The following is a 20,233-nucleotide window of genomic DNA, read 5'->3' as shown; positions in this document are numbered from 1 at the left end:
TTCAGACTGAATCGCTTTTTGGCATCGCCTATCTTTCAGCCGGATGCGAGCATCTACCGGCTTGCCTGGAACAAATATGGCTCCATTTGGATTCCTGTGCGGAGAATTCACGACGCCAGACAACCCGCTTGGGAGCCCTTATGAAACACGCCCTTCTCGTCGCAGCACTTGCCGCCATGCCTGCGGCCATTTTCCTCGCTTCGCCCGCAGCCGCCCAGTCGCAGCCGCTTGAACAGGCCTGCATCACGGTCGCGAAAAATTTCCTGCTGGTGCCGTCGATCAAGACCGGCATCGTGCAATCCTTTCCGGAACTCGATCCGCCAGGGGCACGGCTCACCTACTCCACCCGCGAGGATGCAAAGCCGACCGATTTCAACAACGAGATCGAATGCGAGTTCGACAAGGCCACGGCTCCCTTCAACCTGTTGCGCTTCTGCATTTCGGAAACCTGCTACGGACCGAACGAGCAGGACCAGGAAAACCGCAGGCGCTATCAGGAGGTCAAAGCGCTGATGGATCGGCAGAAGAAATAGGCGCCTGACCGACACTGGATCAAGGACACCGCTGCGCGGGCACCATGCGATTGCTGCGGAGCAGCCCCTACTCGATCACCATCACGTGCGCCTCGCGCGCTGCCCTGATCAGCGCAGCGCGCACGTCTTCGGGGCTCGCCCGATCATGCATGCCCTCGAAGCACACCTTCACCGCCTCGCAAAATTCCTCGCCGTCATCCGTCGGCCATCCGCGCAAGAGCACATCTGCAGCTTCCTCGACCGAATGTACCACGCTGTATCGGCCCGTCTCATGCATAGCCAATCCAACCGGCTGAAACTGGTGCAACTTGTCCCGTTTCATGACGTTCTGCCCTTGCCTCGCTGCCACATTAGCAACGTTGCAATAACCATGCCGCGAGGCCGGTGCGAACAGGAAAGCAGGAAATGGAAGCCTGCCGCTACGCGGCGGCGCCTTAATGTCTCGGGAATTCCAGGCCCATTTCGCGGAAACGCTCCGGGTCATCACCCCAGTTCTCGCGCACCTTGACGAAGAGGAAGAGGTGCACGGGCTGTTCCAGGATTTCGGAGAGCTCCTTGCGGGAGGCGGTGGAGATCGCCTTTATCGCCTCGCCGCCCTTGCCGAGCGTGATCTTCTTCTGGCTCTCGCGCTCCACGTAGATCACCTGCTCGATGCGCACGGAGCCGTCCTTGCGTTCTTCCCACTTCTCCGTCTCGACATGCGAGGAATAGGGAAGCTCCTGATGCAGGCGGAGGAACAGCTTCTCCCTGGTGATCTCGGCGGCGAGCTGGCGCATCGGCAGGTCGGAGATCTGGTCCTCGGGATAGTACCACGGGCCTTCGGGCAGGGTTTGTGCCAGATAGTCCATCAGGTCGTCGCAGCCGGAGCCGGTGGTGGCCGAGATCATGAAGGTGCGCTCGAAGGGCACAAGCTCGTTGGCGGCCGCCGCGAGCTTCAGAAGGTCCTCGCGCTTCACCTGGTCGATCTTGTTCAAAGCAAGGATCTTCGGCTGGCGGACCTCTTTCAGGCCCTCCAGGATCGCTTCCGCATCGCCGCGCAGGCCGCGCTCGCTGTCGATCAGCAACATGATGAGGTCGGCGTCCTTCGCCCCGCCCCAGGCGGATGTCACCATGGCGCGATCGAGCCTGCGGCGCGGCTTGAAGATGCCGGGCGTATCCATGAAGACGATCTGCGCGTTGTCGTGGATCGCGATGCCCCGCACGATGGCGCGCGTCGTCTGCACCTTGTGGCTGACGATCGAGACCTTGGCGCCGACGAGGCGGTTCATCAGCGTCGACTTGCCGGCATTGGTCGGGCCGATCAGAGCCACGAAACCGGAGCGGGTCGCGCCGGTTTCCTTCTCGTCACCACCGATGTGTTCGTTTTCTGTCATCTTGTCCAATTCATTGTTCGGCAGAAGGTCTCTGCCACACGCCTTCGCGTTCGAGTATCCTGGTTGCCGCCACCTGTTCGGCGGCGCGTTTGGAACGGTCGACGCCGGTTTCCGGCGCAACGCCCGGAATCTCCACCGTCACCGTGAAACGCGGATCATGATCCGGCCCGCTGCGGTCATCGACCCTGTAGGAGGGCGTCAGTCCGAATTTCGCATGCGCCCATTCCTGCAGCTCGGTCTTCGCATCGCGCCGTGCGCCATCGGCGCGGGTGGCGCGATTTTCCCAATGCTTCAGGATGAAAGCGCGGGCGGCTTCCAGCCCCCCATCGAGATAGAGCGCGGCAATCAGACTTTCCACCACGTCGGCGCGCACATTCATCATGCGCTTGCCCGTCAGCTTCTTCACGTCGGCGCCGGTGCGGATGAAACGGTGCAATTCCAGTTCGTCGGCAACGATCGCGCAGCTCTCGGCGCTGACAAGCTGGTTCAGGCGAACGGAAAGCTCCCCCTCGGCAGCGGTGCGGAAAGTCGTGAACAGGAGTTCCGCGACGCAGAGCCCGAGCACACGGTCGCCCAGAAACTCCAGCCGCTCGTAATTGGCCCCCTTGGACGAACCGGTGCTGGCATGCGTCAGCGCCCGGTCAAGCCATTGCTTGTCGGCGAATTCATGGCCGACGGCCTTTTCAAGCTGGCCGTGTTCCTCCGCCGAAAGCGCTTTTGCCCTCATCACTCGACGACCTTGAAAATCCTATCCCAGCGCATGTTGGTCGGCCACTTCCAGACCTCGCGGAAGGAGGTATCGTTGCCGAGCGAGAAGAAGATGATGCTGGCACGGCCGACGAGATTTTCGGCGGGCACGTAACCAACGTCGAAACGGCTGTCGAGCGAGTTGTCGCGGTTATCGCCCATGAAGAAATAATGGTCCTCGGGAACGACGAATTCCTGGGTGTTGTCGCCGCGCGAAACGTTCGACTGGTCGAGCGTGTCATAGGAAACGCCGGTATCGAGCGTCTCGCGGAAGACGGGGATATGGTCACCCGGATCCAGGCTGTAGTCGGACGCAAACGTCCCGTCTGCCTGCTTCGGTACCGGCTGGCCATTGACGAGGAGCACCCCGTTCGTCACCTGGATGCGGTCGCCCGGCAGGCCGATCAGGCGCTTGATGTAATCGACATCCGGATGGCTCGGCAGGCGGAAGACGATGATATCGCCGCGCTTCGGCTCGTTGAACTCGAGAATGCGGCCGGAAAACAGGTTCGGAGAGAACGGCAGCGAATATTTCGAATAACCGTAGGCGAACTTGTTGACGAAGATATAATCGCCCACAAGCAGCGTCGGCATCATCGAGCCGGAGGGAATGGTGAAGGGCTGGAAGAGAACCGTGCGGATCACCATCGCCAACAGCAATGCCTGAATGATGACCTTGATGTTTTCCCAAAGGCTGTTCTGCGATTTGGTCTCGGCGTTTTCGGACACGTCTGAATTCTTTCTCTTTCCAGCGAAGTGCCGCTTTCTAAACCCTTCGCAGAGCCGCGGCAATGGCTCATCGGGCCACGGGGCAAATGATCAGGCCGGGACCGGCCTTGCCTCGATCACCACAAAGGCCTGCGCGTAAGGATATTCGTCGGTAATGGTGATGTGGATCACCGGTTCGTGACCCGCCGGCATCAGTTCGGACAGCCTTTCGGCGGCGCCTCCGGTCAGGACCATGGTCGGCTTGCCGCCGGGCAGGTTGACGACGCCCATATCCTTCCAGAACACGCCGTTCGCCAGGCCGGTGCCGAGCGCCTTGGAACAGGCCTCCTTGGCGGCGAACCGCTTGGCATAGGATGCGGCACGGTTCTTTCGGCGATCGGACTTCGCCCGCTCGACCTCGGTGAAACAGCGGTGCGTGAAACGCTCACCGAAGCGTTCGATGGATTTTTCCACCCGGCGAATATCGATCAGGTCGCTGCCTATGCCGATGATCATGCGGTTCCTTTCCTGTGCTCGTCAGCGTCACACTGACTTGAGCGCTCCGGCCCGCGCCGTCAAGCGTTCGCGGCGGCGATTGCGGAAACTGCGCACTCCCAGGTAAGTGACGGCATAGAATAGAAGGCCGCAAAGAAGCCCGGGCGGAATGGAGCCGATCAGCATCGGTTCCAGGATCGGCCGCCAGAGCTGGGAAATGTCGAGATGGTGGAAGAGCGCGCCAAGATCGATACGGTCGTGGCCGGCGGCGCTGTGCCCCAGCATCACCTCGCCGATCTTCCAGGTGATCGGCCAGATGAGCGGACAGGTCAGCGGGTTGGCGAAGGCGGTGCCGAGGGCTGCCGCCACCACGCTGCCGCCAAGAAGATAGGCGATCGGGATTGCGAAGAGAATGTGGAGGCCGAGGAACGGGGTCCAGGCGCTGACGACGCCGACCGCGATGCCAGCCGCCACCGCATGCGGAGATCCGCCGACCCGCATCACCTTCAGGCGATAATAATCGAGGCTGCGGCGAAAACCCCTGGACGGCAGGATGGCGCGGCGCAGTCTCTCACGAAATCCAAGCGGGGTGCGGCGGCGAAACGGCATGGGGCTTATCTGGTTCAGCGGCGCGGACTTTTTCAACCGGCCACAGGGCTCTCTTCTTCATCGGATATACGGCCCTAGCCCAAGCCGACGATGATGGCGAAAATTGGCCCGGCTCACTCCGGAGAGCAATTTCCGCAGAAGAGGTCCGCTCCTTGGCCGCACATTGCGGCCCGTGGAGCCTTGCACAACCGCGCGACATCTTTCCGCGCGGCGGAAACGGGTCAGGATATCAGAAGCCGGACTTGCGGAACATGCCGCGGTCGATCTGGCGCATCCGGTATTCGAGGTCGATCCGATCCTTGGCTTCGTTCAGATAGGCGATTTCACGATCCTGAGTGGTCGGGACCCGGAAGGCGCGGGCGAATTTGCGGACTGAGTCAAACATTGTCGTTTTCTTTCTCTCTTATATTGCACTGCAGCAATATAAGACGAGACCCCACGCTTTACCAACGCCGCAACCGCTGGTCAGCGTTGCGTGGGGAGCATGGCGAGAGGATGGTGGTGGGCAGAAAGTAGGCGGGATGATTAGCCGATATTGGCGGATATCGTTGAAAAACTCGATTGATTAGCCGCTCGTCCTGCCGTTTTGGTCTTTTGGACGGCAGGCTACGCGTTGTCGATCCCCGCGCCTCGGCGCAGGATATCATCTATGCCGCCGTCAGGCGGCAACATCGCCTTGCGGCGGCCGTATTGGCCTCAGCTTGGCGAGCCTCCTCAGGTTTTGGGCGGTCGCTGCGAGCAGGAATTCATCACGGGCACCACACGGGCCTCTCAGCCTCAGTCGGCCGATCCGGAGAATGCGGTTGAGATGGGCAAAGAGCATCTCGACCTTCTTCCGGCGATGGCGCGACTGCTCGTATTCGGGCGTGGTGGCAATCGCTCGTGCGACGTCCCGGGCATCCTCGTTGAGATCGCGTGGCACCTTGCGCATCGGCATTTTCGGGCAGCAGCGCTGCTTGAGCTCACATGCATCGCAGTCGCCTTTCCTTGCCCTGTAAAGCCGCGTGCCTTCGGCGGTAATGCCCGATCTCGGCGTTTCGTAAGTCCGGTGGAATTGCTTCAATTCCTTGCCGGCCGGGCAGATGTAGCGATCGTTCTCCGCCTCCCAGGTGAAGTCCGAGCGCGAGAAAGTGCCGTCGGTCCGTTGCGACTTGTCGAAGACGGGGATGTGTGGCGCGATCTTCTTTTCCTTGACGAGCCAGGCAAGGTTGTCAGCAGAGCCATAGGCGCTGTCGGCGACGACATATTCCGGCTTGAGGCCGAACCGATCTTCCGTTCTCTGGATCATCGTTCGGGACGCACCGACCTCGGCCTGACGAATGGCACGGGTGGCCTCGACATCGAGAATGACACCGTGTTCGGTGTCGATCAGGTAGTTTGTGGCATAGGCGAAGAAGGCATGGCCTTTGTGTGCGCCAGTCCACTGAGCCGCCGGATCGGATGGCGAGATGAACTTCGGCGTCACGGGCGATGCCGCGCCAAACGCGGCATCATCGAGTACCGACAGATATTCCCGAACCGAGCGGCTGGCTTCGTCCTTGGCCTCCCACTCTGCGCCGGGGACAGAACGTTGCTTGTTGGCGTCGGCGGCGATCAGGCTGGCATCGACGGCGAACCCTTCGGCACCAACCAATCCCTGAGCAAGGCAACGCTCCACCACCGTTTCGAACATGTGACGCAGGATATCGCTTTGCCTGAAGCGGCCATGACGGTTCTTCGAGAAGCTGGAATGATCCGGCACTTTGCCATCGAGCCCGAGGCGGCAGAACCAACGATAGGCCAGATTGAGATGAACCTCCTCGCATAGTCGTCGCTCCGACCGGATGCCCATACAGTAGCCGATGGTTAGCATCCGCATCATGAGTTCTGGATCGACGGACGGCCGACCAGTGATGCTGTAGAACGGCTTCAACTGCGCCCGCACTCCCTCAAGATCGAGATGTCGATCAATGCCGCGAAGCAGATGGTCAGCAGGAACATGATCATCGAGGCTGAATTCATAGAAGAGCTGCGCCGGAGCTGCCTGACATCCCATCATCGCTCAATCCTCCGCAAATCAATAGGAGGATTGAATCACGCCGACACCAGGCCAGCAACGCCGAGTTTTTCAACACTATCGGCGCATTGCGGACTTCAGCTTGCATCCGCATAAAGTGGTAGCGGAACTGTTAGGTAATGACGCCTCTCGGCCCAAAAGCGCCATCTCACACTTGCAATAAGGCGTTGATTGCAGCAGTTTCCGGTACTGCCTCTATATTCATCACGTGGCCACATGACCCGCTCGCTCACGAAATTCGCGTGTCTCGACTGCCAACGGGTTTTCAAACGCCCTGCCGATGCTACGCAAAAGACTTGCCCACGTTGCTCGGGCATCACCTATAGGACCGGATCGGATTTCCGTCCGCCGTCTGCGACTGACAGAAAGGGTTGGGCTGTCGCGGCATTCCTTATCTTGAAAGGCTTCCCGTACTATCGGCTCGGTATGAAGTACCCTTCGACCCTGAAGGAAGCTCAGCTATTTGTCGAGAAGAATGCTGCCTTGGCCGTGGATATGACCAACAACAGGTCCGTCCCGCTACGCTGGCCGAGAGATCATCGTGCATAAAGTCCAGTAGTGACCGCTCTTGGCGCGATCCGGCCAGCGCGAGGAATCGGCCTTTTGCGGTGGTAAGATTGCTTGAGTAGAAATAGGCGATTGTTGCGCCGGATGGCGAATCTCTACGATCGGCCGACTAGACCGGAGGAAGCATTGAAGGGCATTGTGGCAGTCGTAGTATTGCTGGTGGCATTATCGGCTGAGGCTCAAGCTACGCAAACATTTGAGTGCTCGACCGATGTCGTCGCCTGCGTAAAAAGGGCACACGAGGCGTGCCCGATCAACGTGACTTTCATTGGGGATCGCAGCACAGAGGCAGGATTCAGCGTGTTTCCGAGACGGATGCCTATCACCGAGAAAACGGTAAAGGGACGCCCAATGTATGTTGTGTGTACCCCCAAGTGATGCGCGCAATGGTATCTTTACGGCCCATTGCAGACGTTCGGAAAGTAGCTATGCTCACTCGCTCTAGTTGAGTTTGCGATGGACTTTGCATGGGACGCCTCACGACGTATATCGCGGTGATTTCTCTCGGATTGGTTGCTTCTATGGTTGCTAACGCGGATGAAACCTACTTTACAGCCACCGGGAACGAAGATGGTAAGCTTCTCATTTTTCGAAGCATCACTGCCGTTCCACATGGCATCGAGAAGGCCCAATTTCCAAACCGTGTGAACATAATCTGGCATTTCGATCCGTCGAACAATGGGATGCCAGGTGCCGAAGTGAACGAGAAGCAGATTGAATTCGAAGACGCTATACAGCCCTTGAACGTGAATGACCTTGGTCGTCAAATGCTTGTCGTGACGGGAAATGGCCGGAAGGAATGGTATTGGTACGTACGAGACCTAAGCGCTTGTAGATCTGAATTGGGTCAGAGGATCGCGGATCATACCTACCCGATTACAATTACCAGTGCCTATGATCCGGACTGGTCTCTATGCGAGGACTTCATAGCGGGCGTGAAAGGCCTCTGACCGGGTCACTGAGTTGGATCACTTATGACCGCTTGCGGCCGATATCGTTGAAAAACTCGATTGATTAGCCGCTCGTCCTGCCGTTTTGGTCTTTTGGACGGCAGGCTACGCGTTGTCGATCCCCGCGCCTCGGCGCAGGATATCATCTATGCCGCCGTCAGGCGGCAACATCGCCTTGCGGCGGCCGTATTGGCCTCAGCTTGGCGAGCCTCCTCAGGTTTTGGGCGGTCGCTGCGAGCAGGAATTCATCACGGGCACCCCACGGACCTCTCCGCCTCCGTCCCGCCATCCGGAGAATGCGTTTGAGATGGGCAAAGAGCATCTCGACCTTCTTCCGGCGATGGCGCGACTGCTCGTATTCGGGCGTGGTGGCAATCGCTCGTGCGACGTCCCGGGCATCCTCGTTGAGATCGCGTGGCACCTTGCGCATCGGCATTTTCGGGCAGCAGCGCTGCTTGAGCTCACATGCATCGCAGTCGCCTTTCCTTGCCCTGTAAAGCCGCGTGCCTTCGGCGGTAATGCCCGATCTCGGCGTTTCGTAAGTCCGGTGGAATTGCTTCAATTCCTTGCCGGCCGGGCAGATGTAGCGATCGTTCTCCGCCTCCCAGGTGAAGTCCGAGCGCGAGAAAGTGCCGTCGGTCCGTTGCGACTTGTCGAAGACGGGGATGTGTGGCGCGATCTTCTTTTCCTTGACGAGCCAGGCAAGGTTGTCAGCAGAGCCATAGGCGCTGTCGGCGACGACATATTCCGGCTTGAGGCCGAACCGATCTTCCGTTCTCTGGATCATCGTTCGGGACGCACCGACCTCGGCCTGACGAATGGCACGGGTGGCCTCGACATCGAGAATGACACCGTGTTCGGTGTCGATCAGGTAGTTTGTGGCATAGGCGAAGAAGGCATGGCCTTTGTGTGCGCCAGTCCACTGAGCCGCCGGATCGGATGGCGAGATGAACTTCGGCGTCACGGGCGATGCCGCGCCAAACGCGGCATCATCGAGTACCGACAGATATTCCCGAACCGAGCGGCTGGCTTCGTCCTTGGCCTCCCACTCTGCGCCGGGGACAGAACGTTGCTTGTTGGCGTCGGCGGCGATCAGGCTGGCATCGACGGCGAACCCTTCGGCACCAACCAATCCCTGAGCAAGGCAACGCTCCACCACCGTTTCGAACATGTGACGCAGGATATCGCTTTGCCTGAAGCGGCCATGACGGTTCTTCGAGAAGCTGGAATGATCCGGCACTTTGCCATCGAGCCCGAGGCGGCAGAACCAACGATAGGCCAGATTGAGATGAACCTCCTCGCATAGTCGTCGCTCCGACCGGATGCCCATACAGTAGCCGATGATTAGCATCCGCATCATGAGTTCTGGATCGACGGACGGCCGACCAGTGATGCTGTAGAACGGCTTCAACTGCGCCCGCACTCCCTCAAGATCGAGATGTCGATCAATGCCGCGAAGCAGATGGTCAGCAGGAACATGATCATCGAGGCTGAATTCATAGAAGAGCTGCGCCGGAGCTGCCTGACATCCCATCATCGCTCAATCCTCCGCAAATCAATAGGAGGATTGAATCACGCCGACACCAGGCCAGCAACGCCGAGTTTTTCAACACTATCGGCGCAAGGCAGTCATTCAATCCGAGCGTCTGGACCGGCCTGCACTAATCATACACCCGCTTCACGTTCGCGACGACGTCGAGTTCCTTCATCTGCAGCAGGAGTTGGTTGAGCTGCCTCAGGTCCCAGACCTCGACTTCCATGGTGATCTCGGAGAAGTCGTCGGCGCGGTTGCTGCCCATCGTCAGCGTGCGGATATTGATGTCGAGCCCGGCGATCGTCTGGGCGACGGTTGCAAGCGTGCCGGGTTCGTTCAGCGTGTTGACCTCGATCCTGGCGAGAAAGCGTGACTTGTTCGCCTCGTCGAGGTCCCAGCGCACGTCAATCCAGCGCTCCGGCTGGTCATCGAAACGCTGCAGGGCAGACGCCTGGATCGGGTAGATGGTGATGCCCTTGTCCCTCTCCATGATGCCGACAATGCGGTCGCCGGGCACCGCGCCGCTTGGAGCGAACCGCACCTGCATATTGCCGGAAAGGCCGCGGATCGGCAGCGGGTCGGGGCCTGCCTCGATCTCTTCCGGTCCGACGCGCCGCTGGTTCGGCAGCTTGAAGATCATGCCCGATGCGCTGCGCATATTGAACCAGCCGTCGTCGGCGGCGGGCTTCACCGTCACCCGCTCGTCCTGATAGTCGGGGAAGACGGCGCGCAGCACGTCCAGCGAGGAGAGCTCGCCGCGGCCGACAGCGGCAATCGCATCCTCGACGTCCTTATACGCCAGCCGGGGCAGCGCGGGCTTCAGCGCATCACGAGAAAAGATCTTGCCGGCCCGCTCGAAGGTGCGCTCCAGAATGCGGTGGCCGAGGCCGGAATATTGCTTGCGGATCGCCATGCGGGTGGCGCGGCGGATCGCCGAGCGGGCCTTGCCGGTCACGACGATCTCCTCCCAGGCAGCCGGCGGCACCTGCACGCCCGAGCGGATGATCTCCACCTCGTCGCCGTTGTTGAGCCGTGTCACGAGCGGCATGATACGGCCGTTGATCTTGGCGCCGACGGTCGTGTCGCCGATGTTCGTGTGGACCGCGTAGGCGAAATCGATCGGCGTCGCGCCGCGCGGAAGCGCGATCAGCTTGCCCTTCGGCGTGAAGCAGAAGACCTGGTCCTGGAAGAGTTCAAGTTTTGTATGCTCCAGGAATTCTTCCGGATTGTCGCCTTCTGCCAGCGACTCGATCGTATGACGCAGCCAGGAATAGGCGTTGGATTCCCTCGGCAGGAGTTCCCCTGCCCTGCCATCCTTGTAAAGCGCATGAGCTGCGATACCATATTCGGCGATCTCCTGCATGAGCTGGGTGCGGATCTGCAGCTCGATGCGCTGGCGCGACGGACCGACGATCGTCGTATGGATCGAGCGATAGTCGTTCTGCTTCGGATTGGAAATGTAGTCCTTGAAGCGGCCCGGCACGACACGCCAGCGGGTGTGGACGATGCCGAGCGCGCGGTAACAGGACGGGATGTCGCCGACGATGATGCGGAAACCGTAGACGTCCGAAAGCTGCTCGAAGGAGAGCGACTTCGACTGCATCTTGCGGAAGACCGAATAGGGTTTCTTCTGCCGCCCCTTCACGAAGGCATCGGTCAGGCCGTTGGCGATCAGCAGTTCGCGCAACTCGTCTTCGATCTTCTTGATGAGGCCTTCGTTGCGGGCCTCCAGCTCGGCCAGCCTCTTGGTGACCGTCTCGTGGGCCTCCGGATTAAGGTTGCGGAAGGCGAGCTCCTCCAGCTCGTCGCGCATGTCCTGCATGCCCATGCGACCGGCGAGCGGCGCATAGATATCCATGGTCTCTTCGGAAATGCGCGCCTTCTGCTCCGGCTTCATGTGCTCCAGCGTGCGCATGTTGTGGAGCCGGTCGGCGAGTTTGACGAGCAGGACGCGCACGTCATCGGAAATGGCAAGCAGCAGCTTGCGCAGGTTCTCCGCCTGCTTGGCCTTCTTGGAGACGAGGTCGAGACGTTTCAGCTTCGTCAGCCCCTCGACCAGCCGGCCGATATCCTCGCCGAAGAGCTCATCGATCTCGGCGCGGGTGGCGGTCGTGTCCTCGATCGTGTCATGCAGCAGGGCGACCGCGATCGTGGATTCGTCCAGGTGCATGTCGGTCAGGATCGCGGCCACTTCGAGCGGATGAGAGATATAAGGGTCACCGCTGGCGCGCTTCTGCTGGCCATGCTTTTGCATGGCGTAGACATAGGCCTTGTTGAGGAGAGCTTCGTTGGCATCGGGCTTGTATTTCTGAACCCGCTCGACGAGCTCGTATTGCCGCATCATCCTGAAAAAAGTCCTCGATACCGCTCGTCTTGACACGTTTAGGGATGCCTGGAACCGGTTGCCAACCGTTTCCCCATGGCGGGCAACGGCACCGGGCGAAAAGAAAATGGCGCGCCAACCGTCAGATTGGCGCAGCCATCATAAAACATCCAGCCAGATTAGGGCGAGAGGATGAACGAAAACTTGCCAAACAAAGATTTCGTTCAGTATTCGTCGCTCTTAGTAATCGTCGCTCTTTTCCGGCGGCACGAGGCCTTCGATACCCGCCAGCAGTTCCTCTTCCGACATCTGATCGAAAGTGACGGTTTCGGGAAGTTCCTCTTCCTCGTCGCGGTCGGAGGCCACGGCAACGCCGCCGGCGGCGATCAGCGAAGCCGGATCGGGCTCGGGCTCGTCCACTTCCACATGCTTCTGAAGCGAATGGATGAGGTCTTCCTTGAGGTCGTCGGGCGAAAGTGTCTCGTCGGCGATTTCGCGAAGGGCGACGACTGGATTCTTGTCATTGTCGCGGTCGATCGTGATGGACGCGCCCTGCGAAATCTGCCGGGCCCGATGGCTCGCAAGAAGAACGAGCTCAAAACGGTTATCGACTTTGTCGATGCAATCTTCTACTGTGACACGGGCCATTGCCTGTCCTTTGGGTCATGAATTTCGGGATTGATACGCCCGATACAGCCATTGCGCGGCAAATTCAAGTTTTTCTGACGAACGCGGTCTGAATACCTTCGACCAGGGCCCCATGGAGCACCAAAGAGATTCAACCGCAGGCTGCTTGGATTATTACGAATCGTGCCATAAATGACATTTATATGAATAGTTCGTAATGTAGTGGATTATTCACGGGTTTGGTTCAGCTTATATTGACCAAGGCCCTGCCTGCCAAGCAGGTTTATAAGAACAAGGGGATGGAGACCATATGTTTGACCCAAGAGAGAAGATTGCTCTCTTCATTGACGGCGCCAATCTTTACGCTGCATCGAAAAGCCTCGGTTTTGATATTGACTACCGGAAACTGTTGAAGGCTTTCCAGAAGCGCGGTTATCTCTTGCGGGCCTACTATTATACGGCTCTGATCGAGGATCAGGAATATTCCTCCATCCGCCCGCTGATCGACTGGCTCGATTATAACGGCTACAAGGTGATCACCAAGCCCGCCAAGGAATTTACCGACAGCATGGGCCGCCGGAAGATCAAGGGCAACATGGATATCGAACTCGCGATCGATGCCATGGAACAATCGGAAACGGTCGACCATCTCGTGCTCTTCTCCGGCGACGGCGATTTCACGACGCTGGTGGAGGCCTTGCAGCGCAAGGGCCGCAAGGTTTCGGTCGTCTCCACGATGTCCACCCAGCCGCCGATGATCGCCGACGACCTGCGCCGCCAGGCTGACCACTTCATCGACCTGATGACGCTCAAGGCAGAAGTCGGCCGCGATCCTTCCGAGCGTCCGGTCCGCCCGACGGAATCTGCCGAAGCGGTCGATCTCTGATCTCAAGCGACGGCAATGTTCTGCGCATGTCGTTTCGGCAAGACCGCCGTACACTTTTGCGCGAGATGCGATAAAGAATAGGCGCCCGTTTTTCGGCGGCGCCTTTTTCGATTTCGGGGTAGAAAGCTCCATGCTTTTCAAACGCCCTTCCGACGATATCCTCTACGAAGCCCTGGTCGCCCGCGATGCAGCCTATGAAGGTTTTGCATGGGCGGCCGTGAAGACGACCGGCATTTTCTGCCGCCTCACCTGCCCGGCCCGCAAGCCGAAGCGCGGGAACACCACATTTTACGGCACGATCGCGGAATGCCTGGAGGCGGGCTTTCGCCCCTGCAGCCGCTGCCGGCCGATGCTGAAACTCGGCGAGACAGACCCGATGGTGACGCGGCTCCTCAATGCGCTCGATGCCGATCCGCACCGCCGCTGGAGCGAGGACGACGTGGTCTCGCTTGGCGTCGACCCTTCCACGGCAAGGCGCGCGTTCAAGCGGCAGTTCGGCATGAGCTTCCTGGAGATCGCCAGGCTGAGGCGAATGGGCAAGGCGGCCGAGATACTGACGTCCGGCGCGAGCGTCATCGATGCGCAGCTTGACGCCGGCTATGAATCCGGCAGCGGTTTTCGCAGCGCCATGACGAAGCTCTTCGGCGCGGCTCCTGCCAACCTGCGCGACAAGACGCTGCTTCGTGCCGACTGGATCGAGACGCCAATCGGACCGATGATGGCGATCGCCGACCAGCATGCCCTGCATCTCCTCGAATTCGCTGAACGCAAGGCCCTGCCGGCCGAAATCAGGAAGCTTCAGAAATTTACCGGCAGCGGCATCATCATGGGCCGGCATCCGCCGATCGACGAGATCGAAGAGGAACTGAAGGCCTATTTCGCCGGCGAGGATCGCGGCTTCAGGACACGGCTTGCCGGCCACGGCTCACCGTTCCAACGGCAGGTCTGGGAGGCGCTCAGGGCGATCCCGGTCGGCGTGTCGCGCACCTATGGTTCGATTGCCGCAGAACTCGGCCTCCCCTCCTCCACCCGCGCCGTCGCGGGCGCCAACGGCGCCAATCAGATCGCAATCGTCATTCCCTGCCACCGTGTGCTTGGCGCCGACGGCAGCCTGACCGGTTATGGCGGCGGGCTGTGGCGCAAGCGCTGGCTTATCGAGCATGAGCGGCGCATGGCCATGCGCCCGGTCAGTCATTCGACCGCGGCAGCGGTTTCCTGATCGAGGGACGGCTCGCCTTTCGCCGCCTTGTTGGTTCGAAAGATCGCTTCGACGACCAGCGACAGCGGCAGGCCTATGAAAAAGGGAATGAAGAAATAGATCACCCGAAAGGCGACCAGCGAGCCGATCGAGGCCGCATCGCCCATTACGTGCCTGACGGTCGCTTCCAGTACGCCCAGACCGCCGGGCGCATGAGTGATGAGAATCGCCAGATTGGCGAGGACGAAAGCAGTCGCCGCTTTCAGATAGCTCACATCCGCCGTCGCAGCCATGACCTCACGCAGGCAGGCGGATACGAGGGCAAAGTTGATCGTGCCGATCACCACCTGGGCGACGGCGATCCTCAAGGTCGGCATCTGAAACGTCCACGCCCGTACCTTCAAGGGTGTGCGGAGGAAGGCCGCGAGCGCCAGATAACCGGCCGTTGCGGCAAAGCAGGCAAAGCCGATCGCCCGGGTGACACCCTCGCCCATGCGCAGCACCGATGCGGCATCCTTCGGATTGACGATGAGAACGATGCCCGAGAGTACGGTCATGCCGAGACCGACCGTGACGCCTGAGAGCAGCACGATCTTGGCAACATCTTCCGTGCTCATGCCCCAATGGGCGTAATAACGGTAACGCAACCCGCCGCTGCTGAGCCCGGCGAGGCCGACGCTCTGACCGATCGACAGCGCCACGAAGGAGGCGAGCGCGACCTTCGGATAAGCAAGGTCGTTCTTCACATAACGCACGCCTGCCCAGTCGAAACCGGTCAGGCAGAGATAGGAACCGAAGGCGAAGCCGAACGCGGCCAGGAGATTGACGATCGGAATGGCCTTGACAGAGTCGACAATCTCCGAAGCCGAGTATTCACGGAATGTATGGTAGAGAAGGTAGCCGGCCAAACCGAAGCCGATGACCACCGTAACGTAAGTGAGAATTTTCTTCGCCATCGCCTGCTCGTGTCCACGGAATGAACCGCAACGGGCGGATGCGGAGATTGTTCCTGGACGGGAATTTCAGATACGGCCGATGATGCGCGAAAATGCGGGATCGTTGCGATTATAGCCGCGCGCCGTGCCATGAAACCTCTGATCCGTTTCGGCAAGCTCGCTGATGTCATCAACATGAAAGAGCCGCCAGCCGGCCCCGGTGCCGGAAATCTGCCAGCCGCTCAGAGCCAGTTCGCCCGTCCCCACATATCCCAGGATATGCGGCCGCACCCTGCGCGCCACATCCTTGTAGCGGAGTTCAAGAACCTTCCGCCGGTCGATCGCGTCGATGATGATATCCGGATAGCCCATGCCTCACCTCTCACCCACAACGAGCGGGAAAGAGCAAAGTTCAGGGGTGTCAGCAGACGTCGAAGTTTATGTCCTGGGCGCCTTTCCAGAGCACCAGCCTGCCCATTTCCTCGAGCTGCTCGCGACCTTCGATAACCGTCAGGAAGTGATTGCCAGCAAGAGCGCCCATCTTGCTCGCAAACGAGGAGCTGCCGTAGGCAAACAGCAGCTCCGTCTCGCTGTGGCCACCGGGATAAAGCAGGATATCGCCACGCGAGGGATGGCAAGTGTGGTTTTCGAAACCCGCGCCGAACTGGAAATCACCGAGCGGCACCCAGACCGCCTCGCCGCTCCAGCGGGAATGGATGACCTGGTTGCGGAACGGCAGGAAGGTCTCGAAGATGCGGCAGGTCTCAGGCGCCTTTTCGCGCTCGAAACGGGCGATGAAGGCAAACGGGCCGACCGTGATGCGCAAGCCTTCCATGCCGGTCAGTTCGCCTTCAACAGCCGCGATTTCTGGCGGTTCCAGTCGCGCTCCTTCTCCGTCTCGCGCTTGTCGTGCAGCTTCTTGCCCTTGGCGAGCGCGAGTTCCAGTTTGGCACGGCCCTTCTCGTTGAAATAGATCTTCAGCGGCACCAGCGTCATGCCTTCACGATTGATGGCGGCACGCAGACGGTTGATCTCACGCTTCGAGAGCAGCAGCTTGCGGCGGCGGCGCGGCTCGTGATTGAAACGGTTCGCCTGCAGATATTCCGGCAGGTGCGAATTGATGAGCCAGATCTCATCGCCCTCGTCCGAAGCGTAGGATTCGGCGATATTCGCCTTGCCGTCGCGCAGCGACTTGACCTCGGTCCCTGTCAACACCAGGCCGGCCTCGTAAGTGTCGATGATTTCATAGTTGAAGCGGGCCTTGCGGTTTTCCGCGACAATCTTGTTGACCGTGCGCTGGCTGCCTTTGGGTGCCATGGGATAGATTCCGTTCCGCCCTTTTTCTGAACATAAATCCCCGCCCATGGGCGATGAGCGGGGTTCGATCCTTATCTAATGCGCGAGACGTGAAATGTGAAGCTTCTGCAGCGTTCGCTTCAGTTCAAGAGCCCCGCGTGACGCATGGCCGCGTCGATCGCCGCTTCCGTCGCCGGCTCCAGCGTCGAGATCAACGGGGAACGCACCATGCGGTTCATGCCGCGCAATCTGTGCAGGGCATATTTAGCGCCGCAAAGGCCGGGCTCCATGAAGATCGCCTTGTGGAGCGGCATCAGCCGATCCTGGTATTCGAGCGCCTTCGCGTAATTGCCGTCCAGCATCGTGGCCTGAAAGTCGGCGCACAGACGCGGTGCGACATTGGCCGTGACCGAGATGCACCCGACACCGCCGTGGGCATTGAAACCGAGCGCGGTCGCATCCTCACCCGACAACTGAACGAACTCCTTGCCGCAGGTGATGCGCTGCTCGGAGACGCGTTCCAGCTTGCCGGTCGCATCCTTCACGCCGACGATGTTCCTATGAGACTTCGCCAGCGCACCCATCGTCTCCGGCGACATGTCGATGACCGAGCGCGGCGGGATGTTGTAGATGATGATCGGCAGCCTTACGGCTTCGGCGATCGCCGAGAAATGCGCGATCAACCCCTTCTGCGTCGGCTTGTTGTAATAAGGCGTCACGACCAGGATAGCATCGGCGCCCGCGTTTTCCGCGTGCACGGCCAGTTCGATCGCTTCCCGCGTGTTATTGGAGCCCGCTCCGGCGATGACCGGAACCCGCTTTTTGGCCACCTTGACGCAGAGTTCCACGACGCGCTTGTGCTCGTCATGGGATAGTGTCGGCGATTCACCGGTGGTGCCGACCGGCACCAGGCCGCTGCTGCCTTCACCGATCTGCCATTCCACATGTGCGGCAAAGGCGTCTTCATCCACCGAACCATCGGTGGTGAAGGGGGTGACGAGGGCGGGGATCGATCCCTTGAACATGCAAAGCTCCCAATCGGCCGCAATCCATGCTTCGGCCGCAATCCGTGACTAAGGTCGCGCACAATAAAGCGGCGGGAAAGCGGCGACAAGCGTGACGACAAGGGATTTCATGCGGAATCTCATATAAGAAATCGCGCATTTTCATAAATATGGTAAGGTTTCATTAATCCGCTCGGCGGCTAATAGGGGTTAGACATCTTCACGACGAGTTACCGGATGAATAGGCCCGTTCTGATCCTCGCTGCTCTGGGGCTTGGTGCTGCGAGCGTGCCCGGTTTTGCCGCATCTCCTGAAAGCGCCGTACCGCTGCCCTTCGTCAAGCCGGAAGATCCCGTCGCGCGCGCAATGCCTACCGCCATGCCGGTGCCAACCACGCCTGCGCCGGATATCACAGGCGCAATCCCGCGCACGGGAAGGCTGCAGCCGGCCGGCGTGTTGAGAGAAGGGCTCGACGCCCTTTCCCGCAACGATATCGCAACAGCACTTGCCACCCGCAACGGGCTCTCCGAAGGTTCACTCGACCGGCATATCCTGACCTGGGCGATCGCCACGTCCGGCGCGCCGGGCGTTCCGTCCGGCGAAATCGCCGCCGCGCAGCGGGAACTGAAAGGCTGGCCCGGCCTCAAAAACCTGCGTGCCAATTCCGAGCGCGCCCTCTATCGGGAAAATCCGTCGGCCTCCACCGTGCTTGCCGCCTTCGGCTCGACACGGCCGGAAACGACAGAAGGCGCGATCATCCTGGCGCGTGCGCTGGTCGCCGCCGGAAAGACCAGCGAAGCGGCGCGCCCGCTGCGCCAGATCTGGCTTTCCGAAACGCTCGACAAGCCGACCGAAGACAGGATCCTCGCCGAATTTCCGGCGCTCCTCTCGCCAGCCGATCACAAGGCCCGCATGGACGCGCTGATGTACAAGGGGCGCACCACGCAGGCCAAGCGCTTCGGCGATCTCGGCAAGGCGCAATCACTCTACAAGGCATGGGCGGGCGTCATCAGCAACGCCCGGAATGCCGAGACCCTTCTCAATGCGGTCGACCGGTCCTGGAAGGACGATCCGGCCTATCTCTTCGCGCGGATAGAGCATCTGCGCCGGCAGGACAAATATCGCGAGGCGGCCGAACTCATTGAAAAGGCGCCGCGTGAGGCTTCCAGGCTCGTCAACACGAGCGAATGGTGGAACGAGCGGCGCATCGTGGCCCGCGGCCTTGCCGACCAAGGCGATTTCAAGCGCGCCTACACGGTCGTTGCCCATCATCTCGCGACCTCCTCGACCGATGTGGTCGACGCGGAATTCCATGCCGGCTGGTACGCGCTGAGAGCGCTTCGCGAGCCAATGATCGCGGAAAAGCATTTCCGCAAGATCCTCGATGTGTCGAACAAGCCGCTCTCCGCTTCCCGCGCCTGGTACTGGCTCGGCCGGGCCGCCGAAGCCGGCGCACCCGGCAACGCCCGCGAATTCTTCGCCAAGGCGGCGCATCATTCCGGAACATTCTACGGTCAGCTTGCAGCCGCCCGCCTCGACATCAAGACGCTCGACGTGACCTACCCCTCGCCTACCGCTGCCGACCGGCGCAGTTTTGACAACCGCGAGGCGGTGAGAGCGATCGCCCGGCTGGAAGATGCAGGCCACGGAAAACGCGCCGGCACGCTTTACCGCGCTCTCGCCGAGGAAATGACAAGCCCGGGTGAGCTCGCGATTCTCGCCGCGCGCGCCGAAACGCAGGACAATCATGCCCTCTCGCTGCAAATCGGCAAGATCGCGTTCGGCCGTGGCATCGAGGTCGCGGCGCTGGCTTTCCCGATCGGCGTCATTCCGGCCGGCGCCAATATCGCCGGCTCCGGCAAGGCGCTCGCCTATGCCATTGCACGCCAGGAAAGCGCCTTTAACCCTGCCGCCGTTTCAGCCGCCAATGCCCGCGGACTCCTGCAGCTCCTGCCCGGCACGGCCCAAGGCGTGGCCAAGCGCCACGGCCTCACCTACGCCGCCGCGAAGCTCACCACGGATGCCGGCTATAACGCTACGCTCGGCGCTCACTATCTCGGCGAACAGATCGACACGTTCGGCGGCTCCTATATCCTGACCTTCATCGCCTATAATGCCGGTCCGCGCCGTGTGCCGGAGTGGATCGCCCGTTATGGCGACCCGCGCGGGAAATCCCTCGATGACATCGTCGACTGGATCGAGCGCATTCCCTTCCCCGAAACGCGCAATTACGTGCAGCGGGTGATGGAGAATTACCAGGTCTACAAGATCCGCCTCGGCCAGAAGGCCGATATCGAGGCAGACTTGCGGTTCGGACGGCAATAGCGGGGCTCACGGCGTCCAGCATCACTGCCCCACCCTTCCGAAAGCGCTTATCATCACGTCATAAACG

Annotated in this window: 21 protein-coding genes; 5 read left to right on the top strand and 16 right to left on the bottom strand. The window is 60.3% G+C overall.

Going from position 1 to position 20,233, the window contains the following annotated elements:
- Positions 1-140: 140 nt before the first annotated feature.
- Positions 141-533 carry a hypothetical protein gene (locus ABK249_RS10225; RefSeq protein WP_037150378.1) on the top strand — a complete coding sequence of 131 codons (393 nt, stop codon included), beginning with the start codon at positions 141-143 and terminating at the stop codon, positions 531-533.
- A 67-nt stretch (positions 534-600) separates the two neighbouring features.
- Here ABK249_RS10225 and ABK249_RS10220 read toward each other — a convergent pair whose 3' ends face one another.
- The 8 genes from ABK249_RS10220 to ABK249_RS10185 all read right to left on the bottom strand — a co-directional run bounded on the left by ABK249_RS10220 (position 601) and on the right by ABK249_RS10185 (position 6,503).
- The gene (locus ABK249_RS10220; protein WP_037150376.1) at positions 601-855 is read right to left on the bottom strand and encodes a DUF982 domain-containing protein; all 255 of its coding nucleotides are present in this window, start codon (positions 853-855) and stop codon (positions 601-603) included.
- Between the two features lie 112 nt (positions 856-967).
- Positions 968-1,906 carry a GTPase Era gene (gene era, locus ABK249_RS10215; protein WP_037150873.1) on the bottom strand — a complete coding sequence of 313 codons (939 nt, stop codon included), beginning with the start codon at positions 1,904-1,906 and terminating at the stop codon, positions 968-970.
- A gap of 10 nt (positions 1,907-1,916) precedes the next feature.
- The gene (gene rnc, locus ABK249_RS10210; RefSeq protein WP_348862887.1) at positions 1,917-2,633 is read right to left on the bottom strand and encodes a ribonuclease III; all 717 of its coding nucleotides are present in this window, start codon (positions 2,631-2,633) and stop codon (positions 1,917-1,919) included.
- Positions 2,633-3,382 carry a signal peptidase I gene (gene lepB, locus ABK249_RS10205; RefSeq protein WP_348862799.1) on the bottom strand — a complete coding sequence of 250 codons (750 nt, stop codon included), beginning with the start codon at positions 3,380-3,382 and terminating at the stop codon, positions 2,633-2,635. The genes rnc and lepB overlap by 1 nt, the downstream gene beginning before the upstream one ends.
- 90 nt (positions 3,383-3,472) lie before the next feature.
- A complete protein-coding gene (gene acpS / locus ABK249_RS10200) occupies positions 3,473-3,877 on the bottom strand; it encodes a holo-ACP synthase (RefSeq protein ID WP_348862798.1) in 405 nt (134 codons plus the stop codon).
- Positions 3,878-3,904: 27 nt separating this feature from the next.
- Positions 3,905-4,465, bottom strand: coding sequence for a DUF2062 domain-containing protein (locus ABK249_RS10195; protein ID WP_348862797.1), 561 nt, complete (start codon positions 4,463-4,465; stop codon positions 3,905-3,907).
- Between the two features lie 229 nt (positions 4,466-4,694).
- Positions 4,695-4,850: a DUF3563 family protein gene (locus tag ABK249_RS10190; protein WP_081952813.1), complete on the bottom strand. Its 156-nt coding sequence runs from the start codon at positions 4,848-4,850 to the stop codon at positions 4,695-4,697.
- 273 nt (positions 4,851-5,123) lie between these two features.
- A complete protein-coding gene (locus ABK249_RS10185) occupies positions 5,124-6,503 on the bottom strand; it encodes an IS1182 family transposase (protein ID WP_348862796.1) in 1,380 nt (459 codons plus the stop codon).
- 1,052 nt (positions 6,504-7,555) lie between these two features.
- Between ABK249_RS10185 and ABK249_RS10180 the strand changes: the two genes are divergently transcribed.
- Positions 7,556-8,038: a DUF695 domain-containing protein gene (locus ABK249_RS10180; protein WP_348862794.1), complete on the top strand. Its 483-nt coding sequence runs from the start codon at positions 7,556-7,558 to the stop codon at positions 8,036-8,038.
- 157 nt (positions 8,039-8,195) lie between these two features.
- Here ABK249_RS10180 and ABK249_RS10175 read toward each other — a convergent pair whose 3' ends face one another.
- The 3 genes from ABK249_RS10175 to rpoZ form a co-directional block, all read right to left on the bottom strand.
- Positions 8,196-9,575: an IS1182 family transposase gene (locus tag ABK249_RS10175; protein ID WP_348862793.1), complete on the bottom strand. Its 1,380-nt coding sequence runs from the start codon at positions 9,573-9,575 to the stop codon at positions 8,196-8,198.
- Positions 9,576-9,699: 124 nt separating this feature from the next.
- Complete coding sequence (locus tag ABK249_RS10170; protein ID WP_037154554.1) at positions 9,700-11,916, bottom strand: RelA/SpoT family protein; 2,217 nt, start codon at positions 11,914-11,916, stop codon at positions 9,700-9,702.
- A gap of 219 nt (positions 11,917-12,135) precedes the next feature.
- On the bottom strand, positions 12,136-12,543 hold the full coding sequence (rpoZ, locus tag ABK249_RS10165) for a DNA-directed RNA polymerase subunit omega (protein ID WP_037154557.1): 408 nt from the start codon (positions 12,541-12,543) through the stop codon (positions 12,136-12,138).
- A gap of 289 nt (positions 12,544-12,832) precedes the next feature.
- Here rpoZ and ABK249_RS10160 point away from each other — a divergent pair, with 289 nt between their 5' ends.
- Together ABK249_RS10160 and ABK249_RS10155 are read left to right on the top strand one after the other, a co-directional pair.
- Complete coding sequence (locus ABK249_RS10160; RefSeq protein WP_037154561.1) at positions 12,833-13,408, top strand: LabA-like NYN domain-containing protein; 576 nt, start codon at positions 12,833-12,835, stop codon at positions 13,406-13,408.
- 130 nt (positions 13,409-13,538) lie between these two features.
- Positions 13,539-14,627: a bifunctional transcriptional activator/DNA repair enzyme AdaA gene (locus tag ABK249_RS10155; protein ID WP_348862792.1), complete on the top strand. Its 1,089-nt coding sequence runs from the start codon at positions 13,539-13,541 to the stop codon at positions 14,625-14,627.
- Here the strand turns inward: ABK249_RS10155 and ABK249_RS10150 are convergent.
- The 5 genes from ABK249_RS10150 to dapA form a co-directional block, all read right to left on the bottom strand.
- The gene (locus ABK249_RS10150) at positions 14,600-15,562 is read right to left on the bottom strand and encodes a lysylphosphatidylglycerol synthase transmembrane domain-containing protein (protein ID WP_348862790.1); all 963 of its coding nucleotides are present in this window, start codon (positions 15,560-15,562) and stop codon (positions 14,600-14,602) included. The genes ABK249_RS10155 and ABK249_RS10150 overlap by 28 nt on opposite strands.
- A 66-nt stretch (positions 15,563-15,628) precedes the next feature.
- Positions 15,629-15,913 (bottom strand): WYL domain-containing protein, encoded by a 285-nt coding sequence (locus ABK249_RS10145; RefSeq protein WP_037154566.1) that lies wholly within the window; start codon positions 15,911-15,913, stop codon positions 15,629-15,631.
- A 49-nt stretch (positions 15,914-15,962) separates the two neighbouring features.
- A complete protein-coding gene (locus tag ABK249_RS10140; protein ID WP_037154569.1) occupies positions 15,963-16,376 on the bottom strand; it encodes a DUF3830 family protein in 414 nt (137 codons plus the stop codon).
- A gap of 5 nt (positions 16,377-16,381) precedes the next feature.
- A complete protein-coding gene (gene smpB / locus ABK249_RS10135; protein WP_037154571.1) occupies positions 16,382-16,858 on the bottom strand; it encodes an SsrA-binding protein SmpB in 477 nt (158 codons plus the stop codon).
- 119 nt (positions 16,859-16,977) lie between these two features.
- Entirely contained in the window at positions 16,978-17,862 is an 885-nt protein-coding gene (dapA, locus tag ABK249_RS10130; RefSeq protein ID WP_037154573.1) for a 4-hydroxy-tetrahydrodipicolinate synthase, read from the bottom strand.
- A gap of 216 nt (positions 17,863-18,078) precedes the next feature.
- On the opposite strand from dapA, the gene ABK249_RS10125 reads away from it, so the two are divergent.
- On the top strand, positions 18,079-20,166 hold the full coding sequence (locus ABK249_RS10125) for a lytic transglycosylase domain-containing protein (RefSeq protein WP_348862789.1): 2,088 nt from the start codon (positions 18,079-18,081) through the stop codon (positions 20,164-20,166).
- The last annotated feature ends 67 nt before the right edge of the window (positions 20,167-20,233 follow it).

The sequence above is a fragment of the Neorhizobium phenanthreniclasticum genome (genome assembly GCF_040066075.1).
Taxonomy (GTDB): Bacteria; Pseudomonadota; Alphaproteobacteria; order Rhizobiales; family Rhizobiaceae; genus Neorhizobium; species Neorhizobium petrolearium.
This window is presented reverse-complemented; position numbering and strand designations above follow the sequence as displayed.

Excerpts from the sequence above, each read along its gene's own strand:
- ABK249_RS10155 (WP_348862792.1), top strand. The coding sequence starts at position 13,539 with ATGCTTTTCAAACGCCCTTCCGACGATATCCTCTACGAAGCCCTGGTC.
- ABK249_RS10145 (WP_037154566.1), bottom strand. The coding sequence starts at position 15,913 with ATGGGCTATCCGGATATCATCATCGACGCGATCGACCGGCGGAAGGTT.
- rpoZ (WP_037154557.1), bottom strand. The coding sequence starts at position 12,543 with ATGGCCCGTGTCACAGTAGAAGATTGCATCGACAAAGTCGATAACCGT.
- ABK249_RS10175 (WP_348862793.1), bottom strand. The coding sequence starts at position 9,575 with ATGATGGGATGTCAGGCAGCTCCGGCGCAGCTCTTCTATGAATTCAGC.
- ABK249_RS10140 (WP_037154569.1), bottom strand. The coding sequence starts at position 16,376 with ATGGAAGGCTTGCGCATCACGGTCGGCCCGTTTGCCTTCATCGCCCGT.
- ABK249_RS10125 (WP_348862789.1), top strand. The coding sequence starts at position 18,079 with ATGAATAGGCCCGTTCTGATCCTCGCTGCTCTGGGGCTTGGTGCTGCG.
- ABK249_RS10170 (WP_037154554.1), bottom strand. The coding sequence starts at position 11,916 with ATGATGCGGCAATACGAGCTCGTCGAGCGGGTTCAGAAATACAAGCCC.
- era (WP_037150873.1), bottom strand. The coding sequence starts at position 1,906 with ATGACAGAAAACGAACACATCGGTGGTGACGAGAAGGAAACCGGCGCG.
- smpB (WP_037154571.1), bottom strand. The coding sequence starts at position 16,858 with ATGGCACCCAAAGGCAGCCAGCGCACGGTCAACAAGATTGTCGCGGAA.
- dapA (WP_037154573.1), bottom strand. The coding sequence starts at position 17,862 with ATGTTCAAGGGATCGATCCCCGCCCTCGTCACCCCCTTCACCACCGAT.
- ABK249_RS10185 (WP_348862796.1), bottom strand. The coding sequence starts at position 6,503 with ATGATGGGATGTCAGGCAGCTCCGGCGCAGCTCTTCTATGAATTCAGC.
- rnc (WP_348862887.1), bottom strand. The coding sequence starts at position 2,633 with ATGAGGGCAAAAGCGCTTTCGGCGGAGGAACACGGCCAGCTTGAAAAG.
- ABK249_RS10150 (WP_348862790.1), bottom strand. The coding sequence starts at position 15,562 with ATGGCGAAGAAAATTCTCACTTACGTTACGGTGGTCATCGGCTTCGGT.
- ABK249_RS10160 (WP_037154561.1), top strand. The coding sequence starts at position 12,833 with ATGTTTGACCCAAGAGAGAAGATTGCTCTCTTCATTGACGGCGCCAAT.
- ABK249_RS10180 (WP_348862794.1), top strand. The coding sequence starts at position 7,556 with ATGGGACGCCTCACGACGTATATCGCGGTGATTTCTCTCGGATTGGTT.
- ABK249_RS10190 (WP_081952813.1), bottom strand. The coding sequence starts at position 4,850 with ATGTTTGACTCAGTCCGCAAATTCGCCCGCGCCTTCCGGGTCCCGACC.
- ABK249_RS10220 (WP_037150376.1), bottom strand. The coding sequence starts at position 855 with ATGAAACGGGACAAGTTGCACCAGTTTCAGCCGGTTGGATTGGCTATG.
- ABK249_RS10225 (WP_037150378.1), top strand. The coding sequence starts at position 141 with ATGAAACACGCCCTTCTCGTCGCAGCACTTGCCGCCATGCCTGCGGCC.
- ABK249_RS10195 (WP_348862797.1), bottom strand. The coding sequence starts at position 4,465 with ATGCCGTTTCGCCGCCGCACCCCGCTTGGATTTCGTGAGAGACTGCGC.
- acpS (WP_348862798.1), bottom strand. The coding sequence starts at position 3,877 with ATGATCATCGGCATAGGCAGCGACCTGATCGATATTCGCCGGGTGGAA.